This is a genomic window from Alishewanella sp. HL-SH06, assembly GCF_052656265.1.
In genome coordinates, this window is sequence record NZ_CP199752.1 from 33,285 (window position 1) to 46,730 (window position 13,446).

Annotated in this window: 15 protein-coding genes; 3 read left to right on the plus strand and 12 right to left on the minus strand. The window is 46.5% G+C overall.

Features of this window, described 5'->3' with window-relative positions:
- Window positions 1-53: 53 nt before the first annotated feature.
- Window positions 54-740, plus strand: coding sequence for a GMP/IMP nucleotidase (yrfG, locus tag ACUJFK_RS00180; protein WP_445425707.1), 687 nt, complete (start codon window positions 54-56; stop codon window positions 738-740).
- Here the strand turns inward: yrfG and ACUJFK_RS00185 are convergent.
- The 12 genes from ACUJFK_RS00185 to gspC are packed head-to-tail and all read right to left on the minus strand — an operon-like array spanning window position 722 to window position 11,877.
- On the minus strand, window positions 722-1,417 hold the full coding sequence (locus tag ACUJFK_RS00185; RefSeq protein WP_445425708.1) for a type II secretion system protein N: 696 nt from the start codon (window positions 1,415-1,417) through the stop codon (window positions 722-724). The genes yrfG and ACUJFK_RS00185 overlap by 19 nt on opposite strands.
- 55 nt (window positions 1,418-1,472) lie before the next feature.
- Window positions 1,473-1,943, minus strand: a complete 471-nt coding sequence (gene gspM, locus ACUJFK_RS00190) for a type II secretion system protein GspM (protein ID WP_226751311.1) — start codon at window positions 1,941-1,943, stop codon at window positions 1,473-1,475.
- Window positions 1,940-3,133 carry a type II secretion system protein GspL gene (gspL, locus tag ACUJFK_RS00195; RefSeq protein ID WP_226751312.1) on the minus strand — a complete coding sequence of 398 codons (1,194 nt, stop codon included), beginning with the start codon at window positions 3,131-3,133 and terminating at the stop codon, window positions 1,940-1,942. The genes gspM and gspL overlap by 4 nt, the downstream gene beginning before the upstream one ends.
- Window positions 3,130-4,122 (minus strand): type II secretion system minor pseudopilin GspK, encoded by a 993-nt coding sequence (gene gspK, locus ACUJFK_RS00200; RefSeq protein ID WP_226751313.1) that lies wholly within the window; start codon window positions 4,120-4,122, stop codon window positions 3,130-3,132. Before gspK ends, gspL begins: the two co-directional genes overlap by 4 nt.
- Window positions 4,119-4,733, minus strand: coding sequence for a type II secretion system minor pseudopilin GspJ (gene gspJ / locus ACUJFK_RS00205; protein WP_445425709.1), 615 nt, complete (start codon window positions 4,731-4,733; stop codon window positions 4,119-4,121). The genes gspK and gspJ overlap by 4 nt, the downstream gene beginning before the upstream one ends.
- Window positions 4,726-5,094, minus strand: a complete 369-nt coding sequence (gene gspI / locus ACUJFK_RS00210) for a type II secretion system minor pseudopilin GspI (protein ID WP_226751315.1) — start codon at window positions 5,092-5,094, stop codon at window positions 4,726-4,728. The genes gspJ and gspI overlap by 8 nt, the downstream gene beginning before the upstream one ends.
- Window positions 5,094-5,657 (minus strand): type II secretion system minor pseudopilin GspH, encoded by a 564-nt coding sequence (gene gspH, locus ACUJFK_RS00215; RefSeq protein WP_445425710.1) that lies wholly within the window; start codon window positions 5,655-5,657, stop codon window positions 5,094-5,096. Before gspH ends, gspI begins: the two co-directional genes overlap by 1 nt.
- Window positions 5,657-6,094 carry a type II secretion system major pseudopilin GspG gene (gene gspG / locus ACUJFK_RS00220; protein ID WP_226751317.1) on the minus strand — a complete coding sequence of 146 codons (438 nt, stop codon included), beginning with the start codon at window positions 6,092-6,094 and terminating at the stop codon, window positions 5,657-5,659. The genes gspH and gspG overlap by 1 nt, the downstream gene beginning before the upstream one ends.
- The gene (gspF, locus tag ACUJFK_RS00225) at window positions 6,095-7,318 is read right to left on the minus strand and encodes a type II secretion system inner membrane protein GspF (protein ID WP_306178573.1); all 1,224 of its coding nucleotides are present in this window, start codon (window positions 7,316-7,318) and stop codon (window positions 6,095-6,097) included.
- Window positions 7,318-8,829, minus strand: a complete 1,512-nt coding sequence (gene gspE / locus ACUJFK_RS00230; RefSeq protein ID WP_371930761.1) for a type II secretion system ATPase GspE — start codon at window positions 8,827-8,829, stop codon at window positions 7,318-7,320. The genes gspF and gspE overlap by 1 nt, the downstream gene beginning before the upstream one ends.
- On the minus strand, window positions 8,826-10,919 hold the full coding sequence (gene gspD, locus ACUJFK_RS00235; RefSeq protein ID WP_226751319.1) for a type II secretion system secretin GspD: 2,094 nt from the start codon (window positions 10,917-10,919) through the stop codon (window positions 8,826-8,828). The genes gspE and gspD overlap by 4 nt, the downstream gene beginning before the upstream one ends.
- 28 nt (window positions 10,920-10,947) lie before the next feature.
- The gene (gene gspC / locus ACUJFK_RS00240; RefSeq protein ID WP_445425711.1) at window positions 10,948-11,877 is read right to left on the minus strand and encodes a type II secretion system protein GspC; all 930 of its coding nucleotides are present in this window, start codon (window positions 11,875-11,877) and stop codon (window positions 10,948-10,950) included.
- A gap of 264 nt (window positions 11,878-12,141) precedes the next feature.
- Here gspC and hslR point away from each other — a divergent pair, with 264 nt between their 5' ends.
- Together hslR and hslO are read left to right on the plus strand one after the other, a co-directional pair.
- Window positions 12,142-12,555 carry a ribosome-associated heat shock protein Hsp15 gene (hslR, locus tag ACUJFK_RS00245; RefSeq protein WP_226751321.1) on the plus strand — a complete coding sequence of 138 codons (414 nt, stop codon included), beginning with the start codon at window positions 12,142-12,144 and terminating at the stop codon, window positions 12,553-12,555.
- A gap of 11 nt (window positions 12,556-12,566) precedes the next feature.
- Complete coding sequence (hslO, locus tag ACUJFK_RS00250) at window positions 12,567-13,412, plus strand: Hsp33 family molecular chaperone HslO (RefSeq protein WP_445425712.1); 846 nt, start codon at window positions 12,567-12,569, stop codon at window positions 13,410-13,412.
- Window positions 13,413-13,446: the final 34 nt, after the last annotated feature.

Below are 13,446 nucleotides of genomic sequence, written 5' to 3' on the forward strand. Positions count from 1 at the left end.
TCTGGTAAACTTAACATCAGACACTACTATAAAACGATTAATAGGAAAAACCTATGCTGCAATGGTCAGAAATCGACACCGTCTTGCTCGATATGGATGGCACCCTGCTCGATTTGCACTTTGATAACTACTTTTGGCAACAGCATTTACCCCTGCGCTGGGCTGAAATTAGCGGTATCAGCCCTCAGCAAGCGGCGGCTGAATTGGCAGAAGAATACCAACGTTTGCAAGGTAAACTAGAATGGTACTGCCTCGACTATTGGGGCAAAAGACTGCAATTACCGATCACCGAATTAAAGCGTGAAATTATCAATAAAATCCAAATGCGCGCAGATGTGCCGGCTTTTCTCACTGCCCTAAAAGCCACCGGGCGACATATTGTGCTGGTGACTAATGCGCATCCGGACAGCTTGTCTTTAAAGCTCGAACGCACTGAGCTTGCTAACTACATTGAAGAGTTAATCTCGACGCATGAGTTTAGCGTAACGAAAGAAAGCCAACTGCTCTGGCAAAAACTGCAACAACGGTTAGGTTTTGATGTTAATCGAACCTTATTCGTCGATGACAGCTTAGTCATTTTACAAGCCGCAGAGCAGTTTGGTATTAAGCATCTATTGGCGGTGGCTAACCCAGACAGTCAAAAACCGCATAATAACTTCAGTGACTATGCTGCGGTTACCGATTACCACCAACTGCTACCGGCTATTTATGAGAGCCGCCATCAAAAGTTTAATGAATAACGGCCATTCGCATCCGGCTGCCCGACAAAGCGCATCGCTTGATGCACCTCTTCGGGTAAGTCGGCCGACGGTTTTAGGCTGCCCTGTACCGTCAAACGACCACTTGGCTTGATACTCGCGCGAATATCTAAAGACAGCACGTTATTGGCATCGGTTACCAGCACCGGCAGATCCTGCTCACAGCTGAGATCAGCATGCAATTGCTGTAAATCTAGCCATTGCCCTGTTAGCGGTTGTAACTTGGCATCAAGCCATGACGCTTGGCCCTGCAATTGCTGACACGCACCTTGTTTTAAATTAAGTTGGTCTATTTGCAACAGCAAATTCCCCGTCGCTTGCACGGGTAGCGGTAATTGCAACATCGGCACCACGGTTGCCACAGGCATTTTTAATAAGGATTGCTGCAATTGCATCTCGCTAAAACCTGCAATCAAAGTGCCTTGCATGTAAGGCTGTTGCTCTTGCTGCACACTGCCGGCTTGAAAGCTAACTTTGGCTCGCAGCGTGAATAATGACCATGGCGCGAGTTGCCATTCTAATGTCGGCAACACGAGGTTTTGATAAGCGATACCTTGTACTTCGCCGCGCCATAATGTGCCAGTAACCGTGCCTAGCTGCACATTAGCCGGTAAGGGCACTAAGCGTAGCCACCAACTGGCTGGCGTTAGAACTAACATAAAAACACTATAAGCCAGCAAACAAACTAAAACATACTTCCAATATTTTTTCATACTACTCAATAACCATTCTGCGCACGCGAACGATACCTGGTTTATCAGTGACGCCGATGTCTAAACTGACTAAACGCACCGCATTTTGATACTGTAATTGGTGTAACCACGGTAATAATTGTGCGTAAGCAATATCATCTAGCACCAATTGCAACTGATCATTTTGCGGTTGCATCCGACTGACCCGAATATTAAAACTACGTGCACTATTACTAATAATCTGCGCTAAACTGCCCCCCACGCGTTCTGGGCTGGTATCGCCCAGCTGTAATAGCGGCTTAGCTTGTTGTAAAGCGATCAACTGTTGTTGCATTTGTTGTAAAGCAACCACATTTTGCTGCTTAGCCTGATGTAACGGTTGCCAGATTAACCAATAAAAAACCCCCAGTATTACTAAAGGCACTGCAATTAATACTAAGCGTTGTTCACGTGACGCTAAGCCATACCACCATTGAAAAAAGCGTTGCTTCATACTGCACCTCGCATCACAACTGAGCCTTGTACCCGATTACCATCGTTACTCAGTGCGCCTTGTTCGACTTGATAGCCGGCCTGCTCTAGTTGCGATTTTAATTGCTCAAAACTCTGAAAGCCGGCGGCACTGGCACCAAAACGTAATTCTTGCCGAGATGCATCGTAGCGAAGCGAATCTAATTTCAAATCAGGAAGCTTTTCTAACCGCTGCTGTAGAACCGCTAATAAATTTAAGAAATGCGGCTCTTGCTTACCAGCACCTACGGTTTGCAGTTTCTGCCGTACTTGCCTAGACAAATTGACAATGCGATCATTCGGGAAAGTCTCGAGATACAAGGCACGCAGTTGCTGCTCTGTCGCCGCTAACTGTTGTTTTTGTTGATATACTTCTGTGCCAAGCTGCACAAAATACAGTAAACAACATAGGCCGCCGATCATCGCCGTTAATTTCCATTGTTGCCAATAACGATTCTGTGCACGCTTTGGTGCATATGAACCTTGCAACAGATTAAAATCGGTTTCGTTTAGGCCTTTGGCGAGCAAGGCTAAAGGTAGCTCAGGCGCTGCTGTATCATGCAAATGCTGCACATGTGCTGGCCATGGGCTATAGCTGAGCACTTGCGGCAATTGAGCTAAAGCCAAATAATCTGGCCACCAACCGCTTTCAATTGAGGTTGCCTGCCACTCATCTTGCCGCAGTAACCATTGTTGCTGTAACTCAATACAACAAGGTAATCGGGTAGCGGGCAGCAATAAAGCATCAGGCACCAAGCGCACTACCTTAAAGCCAGCCTCTTGTAACCAACCTAGCCATTGCTCTAGTCGATGTCGCTGACAAATGGCCACTTGTTGCCAATATTGTTCGGCTAGCTGTTCTACCTTACCCAGCGCAATATAAAGTTTATCAATATCTTCGGCTTGCTCTTCTTCTAGCATATAAGGCAAAGCTTGGAGCAGTTGCTTGTTCGGTTTTGCTGGTAACGCTACTTTTTTCAGTAACACATCGGCCGCAGGTACCAGAGCCACCACGGCACGAGCAGAGCCCAGCCTTGCAGCGAGTTGCGGTAATTCACTGACAGCAGCAATTTCGCCACTCGCGATCACTTCTTGCGTTAACGGCGCCCAGACCAACCAACTGATGCTTTGCTCAGGCTGACTACCCAGCCTGATAATTATGTGTTCATTCATCCCTGGCCTCCAAAACGCCGAGCCAATACCTTGATTGCATTATTTTCTTCTCGTTTGAATACCACAGTCAGCCGAAAACCGGTTTCTAGGTAGGCAGTGGTTGCTAGCAGTGTAAAGTGATCAGACTTAACGGTCAGTACTTTTTTCACATCATCTGGCACAGTTAAACCGGCCAAGGCGCTGCTTTGCAAAAAGCTGTCCACATCAGTGTAACCCTCTTCTGGTCGCGATAAGATGGCTTCTTGTGCTTGTGCTTCAGTTAACTCCGGTAGCAACGCCATTAATAAGGCCGCGCGCTCTTCGGTTAAGGTATTCACGTTTAACAACCATTCAGCTTGCTCTGGCACAACACAAACATAAGGCAGCAGTAACTGATAATCTGCCGGTGTTAAATCAAGCATCAATCGCAACTCGGATACCGACACAAACAAACTATTCGCGGTGTAATAGGGAAAAGCTAAACTGGCATAATCATCTTGCTCAGCACCGCCAGCGGTATTGAGCAAACTATCGGCATCTAACCAATCACTCACCCGAGCCGTTAAATATTCTGCAGGCATACTCAGCTCTGGCACGACTTGTTCTAACAAACGTTGAAAACTACGCTGAGCTAACGTTTGCTGCAATTGGCCTGGCTGAGTTCGATCCGGTTGCTGTTGCAAAGCATTTAAATTAAAACAACTATGTAAGTCTTGTATTTCACCGGCAATTTGACCATCTTCAACCATAAAACTGGCGCCCTGCGCAGCCCAATCTTGGCCTAAATGCACCGTCTCCGCGCCCGCTAAGGAGCGACGTAACAACACGCGGGCAAAGGCTTCTGCGCCCATGCCATACCAAAAAGCTTGTTGTTGTTGTTGTAAATTTTGCTGACGTTGCAATTGCAATTGCAAACGGCTACTCATGCCAACGGCCAGCACAGTGATGATGGCCACAATCATAATAACGGTGACTAAAGCAACGCCCTGTTGCGATTGGCATTTGCTCATAATCCCCCCTTGCGCCACAGCGCATTGGGTAACACAAAGATCCGCTCTAACTCACCTAAATCGCGTTGCTTAATGCGTACTTTTATCGCTTCTGGCAAATATTGATGCTGCCAGCGCTCTTCCCACTCGCCTGCGCTATAATACGTCAGTTGAAATTGCTCAACCTCTGCTAATAAATTTTGTTGTTGTGGCTCGGTATTATTAACGGCATCGACATAGACATTAAACAAGCGTTGTAACTGACCATCTTGTAAACGATAAGCCACCGCTTGCACTTCACTGCGCGGTAATAACATACCCGGATTACGCCAACCTTGCTGCGTAAAACTAACGCCATGATCTTCACTTTCAAGCAAATACTGCTCACCCCACAACCGCTCTTGCTGCGGTGCATCACCTTCAATGCGCACATAGCGAGGGCTGATCTGCATAATGTCGCGCTCTAGCAACAGCATCGCGCGTTGTAATTGTTGCAAACGGGCGATAGATAACTTAGAGACAGCATCGCTTTGCGTCACGGTGCTTAAAACGGCTACGGAAGATAAACCGACGATGGCAAAAAGCGCCATCACCAACAACATTTCTAAAAACGTGAATCCACGGTTATTCATCAAGCCGTCCAACATAGGTTTTCAGCTGATATATCACCACGTCGGGCTGCTGCTCTAAACGTACACTGACCGTCAACTCCCGCAAGTCTTGATCCGGCACTGTGGTGGCACGCATTTGCCAACGCCAGGTGCGGTTTGCCATCTCGACTTCGCCTTGTTCTAACTCACGCGGAGGCCAAGTACGCGAAAATTGTGCTTGTTGCAATTGATTGTTCGCGACATAACTGGCAATGGTTAACTCTTCTAATTGCAGTAAAGCGCGCATGTGATTTGTGCTAGCTTGCATAATCGCCACACCCGCGGTGGCAAAAATCACTAGCGCGACTAAGAGCTCTAATAAAGTAAAACCACGCTGGCGCATTAACGATTACCTAATTCAAAACGTATTAACGGAATACTAAAATCGGTGCCGACCGTTTGCTCTAAGGTTTCACCATTTTCACGCCATCGAAACTGTAATCGAAACGGGCTGATTTCGCCGGACGACAACATAAAAACCTTGGGTAGCGGTGGCTCAGCCGCCGTTTCAGCTAATTCTGTTAACTCAGGCGTGTCAAACTCTAACTCACTCAACAAATTTTGCTCAGCGCCCGGCAAACCCTCTAGCTCTAACTGCAATAACAGGCCGCTAGGTAATTGATAGGCTGCCGCAGCCGTCGGGGTTTCAACCCACTGCCAACCATCATCGCTGTATAACACAAAAGCGTAACTGTTTTCTGTGACTACTAGGCCCCATTCTTGCTGCTGCAATTCAGCCGTTTCAGCAAAGTGCTGAAACACTTGTTGAAAGCGATTTACCTCTTTGTCTAAACGGTCTTGCACTGAGTCATTACCAAAACTCAGTACTACCGTTGATACCAGGATGCCGATTAACAGTATCACCAGCATCACTTCCAATAAAGTAAAGCCCGCAGCACGCCGCATTAATTATTGCCTGAATTGCTACCGTCTAAATTCCAATTACCGATATCGTCATCCGTACCAGTAACTCGATCGGGTCCTTTACTAAACACATCTAAGCGACCCATTTGGCCAGGGCTAATCAAAATATACTCTTCACCCCAAGGATCTTTGGGTAAACGACGAATAAAGCCATCTTCAGGGTAAGAACGTGGCACCGGTTGCGAGGTGGGTGCTGTGACCAAGGCCTCTAACCCTTGCTCCGTGGTGGGATAGAAGCTATTGCGCAAGCGGTACATATCTAGGGCATTTTCTAATTGTTGAATGTCCACCACAACTTTTTGACGAGCAGCTTCTTCTTGATTACCCATTAAATTTGGCACGACAAAGCTGGCAAGCAATCCTAGGATGACGATAACCACCATCACTTCCAGCAAGGTAAAACCGGCACTCTTTTTCATTTAGTATTTTCCTACCATGTTATTAAGCTCTAAAATCGGCAATAAAATTGCCAATACAATCAGAAACACCACCACCGCTAGCACGATAACCACTAAAGGTTTAAAAATCTCTAACGATACGGTCATGGTCATTTCAAATTCACGATCTAAAGTATCAGCGGCACGGCCTAGCATTGAATCTAGTTGACCGCTTTTTTCACCACTGGCAATCATATGCAGCATCATCGGTGGAAACAGTTTAGTTTGCTCTAAAGCTGACTTTAATGATGTCCCCTCACGCACTCTCGCCGCAGCTTCGGCCACGCTTTGCTTCATGTAACTGTTGGCTAACACATCAGCACTAATGCGCATAGCATCTAACAACGGCACGCCGCTGGCATTTAAGATACTGAGCGTACGAGCAAACCGCGCAGTGTTTACACTGTTGACGATGCGGCCAATCACTTTAACCCTAAGAATACGCCGATCATAGCGCAACCGAAATGCAGGCCGTTGTAATAATCGTTGCCAACCTACCAGTAACAACAACAGCGCTACGACAATAATCACACCGTAACTTTGGGTAAACTCACTGGCATTAATCATAAATCGGGTCAGGGCAGGCAATTGTTGCCCCATATATTCGAATTGCTCAGTAATTTTGGGGACGACTGCGGCCAATAAAATACCGATAACCAGCAAAGACACCACGACCATAACGATCGGATAAACCGAAGCCATAATGATCTGATTACGCATATGTTGCCGCTGCTCGGTATAATCAGCTAAGCGATTAAGTACCTGGTCCAAATGCCCAGATTTTTCGCCCGCCGCCACCATTGAGCGGTAGAGATGGTCAAACACGTGTGGAAATTCGGCTAAGCCCTCGGCGAGGCTATAACCCTCGACAACTTTAGAGCGCACCGACATCATCATATTTTTTAAACGCGGCTTTTCACACTGCTCGGCAACCGCCAATAAGGCACTTTCAATCGGCAAGGCTGCAGCAATTAAGGTCGCAATTTGCCGTGTGATCAGTGCCAGCTCGGCTGCTGATATTTTGCGTTTCAACCAACTTTTACCGCTCGCGAGCATTTTTTCTTGCTGTGAGGCCACTTCAACGGTCAAAGGCGTTAGCTTACGCTCACGCAACAGCTGTCGCGCCTGACGAGCATTATCAGCTTCTAATACCCCCTTGGCTTTTTTACCAAATGCATCTAAGGCTTGATATTCAAAGGCCGCCATTACAGATCCTCACGGGTAACCCGCAGTACTTCTTCTAACGTTGTAATACCGGCTAACACCTTACTAAAGCCATCGCTGCGGATACTGGGGCTGAATTGTCGTGCATATTTTTCAATATGTTGCTCGCCCTTGCCGTTATGTACCATCTCTCGCATCTGATCATCAACCACAATCAGTTCATGGATGCCGGTACGGCCTTTGTAACCACTAAAGTTACAGTGCTCACAGCCGGTGGCACGATAAATTAGCAAGTCTTCTTTTTTATTGGCCGAGAGTAAATGACGTTCTTCTTTATCTGGCACATGCTCAGCTTTACAGTGCGGACATAAAGTACGAACCAGTCGCTGCGCGAGCACGCCGAGTAAACTCGAAGACAGTAAAAAGGCTTCAATACCCATATCTTCAAGACGCGTTATTGCACCTGCAGCGGTGTTGGTGTGTAAAGTCGACAAGACCAAGTGACCGGTTAAGCTGGCTTGTACGGCAATTTGTGCCGTTTCAAGATCGCGAATTTCACCAACCATCACCACATCGGGATCTTGTCGTAAAATCGCACGCAAACCGCGAGCAAAGGTCATATTCACTTTGCTATTCACCTGAGTTTGGCCAATACCCTCTAATTCATATTCAATCGGATCTTCTACCGTAAGAATATTCCGATCTTTAGTGTTAATTTCGGTTAAACCGGCATACAGCGTAGTACTTTTACCGGAACCCGTAGGGCCGGTGACCAAAATAATGCCATGCGGTTTTAAAATAAGTTGCGAGAATAGCTGCTCTACCGCAGGGGTCATTCCCAGATCGGCTAAGTTCAGATGCGAGTTATTTTTGTCAAGTAAACGCAGTACCACACGCTCGCCATGACTCGATGGCATGGTGGATACGCGCACATCCACTGCGCGACCGGCAATACGTAAACTAATACGACCATCTTGAGGCAAACGCTTTTCAGCAATGTCTAACTTGGCCATAACTTTAATGCGCGATACCAATAAGCTGGATAAACGCCGATGTGGTCGCAGCACTTCCCGCAATAACCCATCAACCCGAAAGCGAATAATTAAGGCTTTTTCGAAGGTTTCTACATGAATATCTGACGCGCCTAGCTTGATGGCCTCACCGAGCATCGCGTTAATTAATTTAATGATCGGTGCGTCATCTTCGTTTTCTAGCAAATCTTCTGTTTCAGGAATTTCATCAGCAAGTGAAGCCAAATCGACCTCGTTACCAATATCCTCCATCAATTGCTGTGCTTCGGAAGAATCGCGCTGATAAGAAGCTTCGAGCAATGCCTCGAAGGCTGCAGCATCCAGCTTTTGTACTGTAAAAGGCTCTGCCAACAAACGGCGCACCTCAAGCAAAGCTTGTGGCGTCGTTGTCGGCTGCACATACAGCACCCAATTTTGCGATTGTTGCTGCAATAACACACCATAGCGTTTAGCAAATCCGAACGGTAAGCGGATTTTGCTGCTGACCGGTGTTATTTCCAGGTCGGCGACATCGCTCATCATTGTTCTTTCTTCCCATCAACAGCAGATCGGTTTTGCTGCTCAATATATTCGTTAAAACTGGGCGGTAATTTTAACGACTCGTCCCATTCAGGCAGCACAGCTTGATTAGTCAGCGGCATTAAGCGAATACCTTCTTCTTCGCGCTTTAATTGCTCAGCACGAATAAAGTTATATTTTTGCTTACTAATGCCACTGATAGCGCTACCGTCACGGACAATGGTCGCTTTAATAAATACCATTAGGTTTCGTTTACGCTTACTGACACTGGTTGATTTGAATAAATGCCCCAGAATAGGTATGTCGCCTAACAGCGGAACTTTTGATTCACTTTCTTGCACGTCTTCGTCAATTAACCCACCCAGTACAATGGTGGCGCCGTCATCGGCCATCACGGTAGTTTTAATTTCACGCTTGTTAATCGTGATATCAACCGCGGTAGTACCGCCAATACTGGATACTTCTTGCTCAATCACTAACTGTACCGCATCGCCTTCGTTAATTTGTGGGGTAACTTTTAACTTGATACCTACTTCTTGGCGCTGTACTTGTTGAAAAGGATTAGTATTGTTAGAGCCAACGGTTGAACCTGTAATCACCGGTACTTCTTGACCGACTAAGAAAATCGCTTCTTGGTTGTCCATGGTAGTGATATGTGGCGTGGCCAGAACGTTAGAGTTAGTACTGGTGCGAACGGCCTGTAAAATAGCAGCCCAGTTACCGTTATAAAACCCTAACAAAGCGCCATTCAGGCTCTGCAAAGCAGTGGCTAGCTGTGTATAGTCACGATTAGTATCAGCAGTTGTGGTAGTAATTAATTCACCGGTGGTAGGATCACGAGATTGTGTGGTATTTCCGCGAGTAATTTGTGACGCTTGTGCCGCACCCGCTGCAATATTCACGATTGGAATCGTATTCGTGCCGGTAAAGTTGGTGCCACCGCCATTTTCATTTAACCATTGCACACCAAAATCGGTGCCCGTGCCATCAAACACTTCGACTATAATCGCTTCAACTAGCACCTGCGCACGGCGAATATCCAATTGCCTTACGACATCTTCGAGAGAGCGCATCATATCGGGTTGCGCTGTTATCACTAAAGAATTGCTATCTGGATGCGCTTCAATACTGATTTCACGACCGCCACTGCGTCGTGCCGTTTGCGGTGTCGGTTGCTGTGCACCTTGCGCTTCAGCGACAATAGAATCACTTACGCCTTTTAACACTGGCACGAGATCTTCAGCTTTGGCGTATTTCAGATACAACACTCGGGTATTACCGCTGGTTTGTAATTCCGCATCCAAACGTTTGGCCAACGCAATCACGCGCTCACGGGCTTGCGCTTCGCCGCTGACAATAACGCTATTAGTACGCTCATCTGCGACAATTTTCGGCACAAGGAAATCAGGTTGTTCACCACGATTCTGTGAACGATAGATATTTTCTAAAATACGAACGATTTCGGCAGCAGAGGCATAATTCAATTTCAGGATTTCTAATTCCTGATCGCCCGCTTTATCCACGCGTTGAATAATATCAACCAAGCGCGCCACGAGGGCAGCAGGGCCCGTCATCATAATAACATTAGAAGGGTCGTAGTTTACCACGTGGCCACCACCACCCTGGTTAACAAACTGCCGTAGCAAGGGGGCTAATTCGCGAACCGAGACGTTACGCACCGGAACCACCCGCGTCACCATTTCATCACCAAAGCCAGGGTCATCATCCCCCACTACCGGTATATTGGATGTCTTCGCATCTTTGTTGCGCACGACTTTCATAATGCCGCTGTCCATTTCGACAACAGCAAAGCCGTATACTTCCAGCACATTGAGGAAGAATTGATAATACTGCTCTTCGGTCAGCATATCGTAACTACGCACATTGATCCGACCCCGCACTTGCGGGTCAACAATAATGGTTTTTTTCAGATTCATACCGACGATATTAATAAACTCATTAATGTCGGTGCCTTTAAAGTTTGGCGAGTACTTAATGTCACTATCTGCAGCCACTGAAAAGCTGAGCAACGCAGCTAACATCATACTGGCAAGAGTGCGCCCTTTGTTCCTGAGGAAAAAGCCTGATTTCATGAGAGATTAACCAATTTTTATCATTATATTATTGTGACAGACTAAACAGAATATCTCTGATTTCGCCATCTCGTTCAACCTTTACCGATGCTTCAGTGGCATCGCGGATATCATTTATTACACGCAACGCTTGTTGCATATCGTTTAGCGCCACACCATTAATCTCAACAGCCAGGTCGCCTTCTAAAAAACCAAGCTGTTGGAAGATGGCAATATCTTTGCCTGGCATCAATCGATAACCCGCAAGCTGTCCATCTCGTTGTACCGGTGTCACCCGCACATAATCGAAAAACTTCATCGGCTCAGCCATAATCTCGTCACGGCGAGCCTGCACTTCAGGTGTATTAAACCCTGTCGCAATAGGTTGCGCTAACACTATGGGCTCTTCTACGGCATAGGCATCGGCATTATCTTCACGGCCTAAGCCGGCATTTGCTTGCGCGATGCGCGTAAATTCGACACCATCCAGCATTAACGTTTCATAGCGGCCATTAATTTCCAGCAATACGCGATCATCTAACACTTGGTGCAATTTAGCACGGGTACCCTCAAGATTATCACCAACAGCATAAGTTACCTCTGTGCCGCGTTGCTCAATAATGGCACTCCCGGCTTCAGGCTTAGCGGGCACAGCCACTAAGCCCGTTAATTTGGCATTTAATTGTGTTTTTGGCGCCTCCGTGACAACCGCCACTGGCGCGGCTGTTTCGGGTGCCGCCTCACCAAATAGCGCGTAGCGCGTTAAATTGTTTAAATCTTGCGGTACTTCATGATTAACGTTGCCGTTACTAGCACTGCTCGACACCATTAAAGCGGGCGAGGTGGGCGATGGCAGTAACTGCCAACTCAATTTTGCGAGAAGCCATGCTAATATCAACAGCAGCAACAGATTCAAGGCACTGCGAAACGGCCGTAACGGCAGCTTTTTTAACTGCGTAGGCAACTGAAGAAGGGACATTGAGAAACTCAAATTTATACTCTCATCCTGATATTAAGCTTAAGGCATCTTACTGAGTTGCAACGGCATCAACAAGCTTTGCCGTGCTTATTTACAAACTTATAACCATAAAAATAACGCTGATTGTAAGCCAAAAGGAACTTTTCCACTATAATAGCCAAACCGACCATCAGGGTAGCTATGGTTTTTAGTCAACTCAACTCGTGATAACCTTTGTCTATACGTAAAATAATCTACCATGGTCGAACAATTTACAGGTAAAAGATGACAACTCAACATCACACTGATAAAAAAGCGCCGCAGAACATTCGCTTAGACAAGTGGTTATGGGGCTGCCGCTTTTATAAAACACGCGCGTTAGCTAAAGACATGATCGACGGTGGAAAGGTTCATTACAATGGCCAACGCTGTAAATCAAGTCGTCAAGTTGAGATTGGTGCAACCATTCGTTTAGCGCAAGGTGTAGATGAAAAAATTGTGATCGTGACCGGCTTAACTGAAAAGCGTTTAGCCGCACCTTTGGCACAACAACTTTATGAAGAAACCGCTGAAAGTACGCAGCGGCGCGCAGAACGCGCGGAATTACGTAAAACTAACTCTTTATTTGCACCGCATCCGGATACCAAACCTGATAAGAAAGAGCGGCGGCAATTATTATTATTAAAATCCCAGCAGTGAGAGAAACCAGCATGGCTTCGGATGCATTGATACGTTTTTTATTTCAACAAAAACATGTTCGCGGTGAATTAGCTTATGCGAGTGACAGCCTAGAACACATGTTAGAACATCACCAATATCCATTACCCGTTAAGCAATTACTGGCAGAACTGGTTATGGCGACCAGCTTACTCACCGCTACCTTAAAGTTTGAAGGCGAAATTGCTGTTCAGCTGCAAGGTGATGGCCCAGTTAAATTCGCCGCGGTAAACGGCAATCACCTTCAACAGTTCCGTGGTGTAGTGCGAATGCAAGCGGAATTACAAGGCGACAGCTTTAACGAACTGATTGGGCATGGCTATCTAATAGTCACCATCACTCCCACTCAAGGCGAACGCTACCAGGGCATTATTCCGTTGACAGGGAATAGCCTCACCGAAACATTAGAAGCGTATTTTCATCAATCAGAGCAGTTGCCTACCCGCCTCTATTTATTCACCGATATTGGCGAGAAAAGCCGTGCCGCCGGACTTATGTTACAAGTATTACCGGTTGAGCCTGATAAAGCGCGAGCGGATTTTCAAGATTTAGTCACCCTTTCCGATACGATTACCGCAACGGAGCTGTTAGACCTGCCGCCTAATGACATGCTCTATCGCTTGTACCATCAAGAACAGGTTGAAGTGTTTCCTAGCCAAACGATTAGCTTTGTCTGTGGTTGCTCGAAGCAAAAGTGTGAAAGCGCTTTATTTAGCTTAGGCCGTGATGTAGTGGCAGAACAGCAAGCCCTAGGTGGGCTGGATATGTCATGCGAATACTGTAATAAGTCTTATCACTTTAGCGTAGATGATCTGCAAGCTATCCACGATAAACTTTAAACTTTTCGTTTAACCTATAAAAAAACCTCCGACA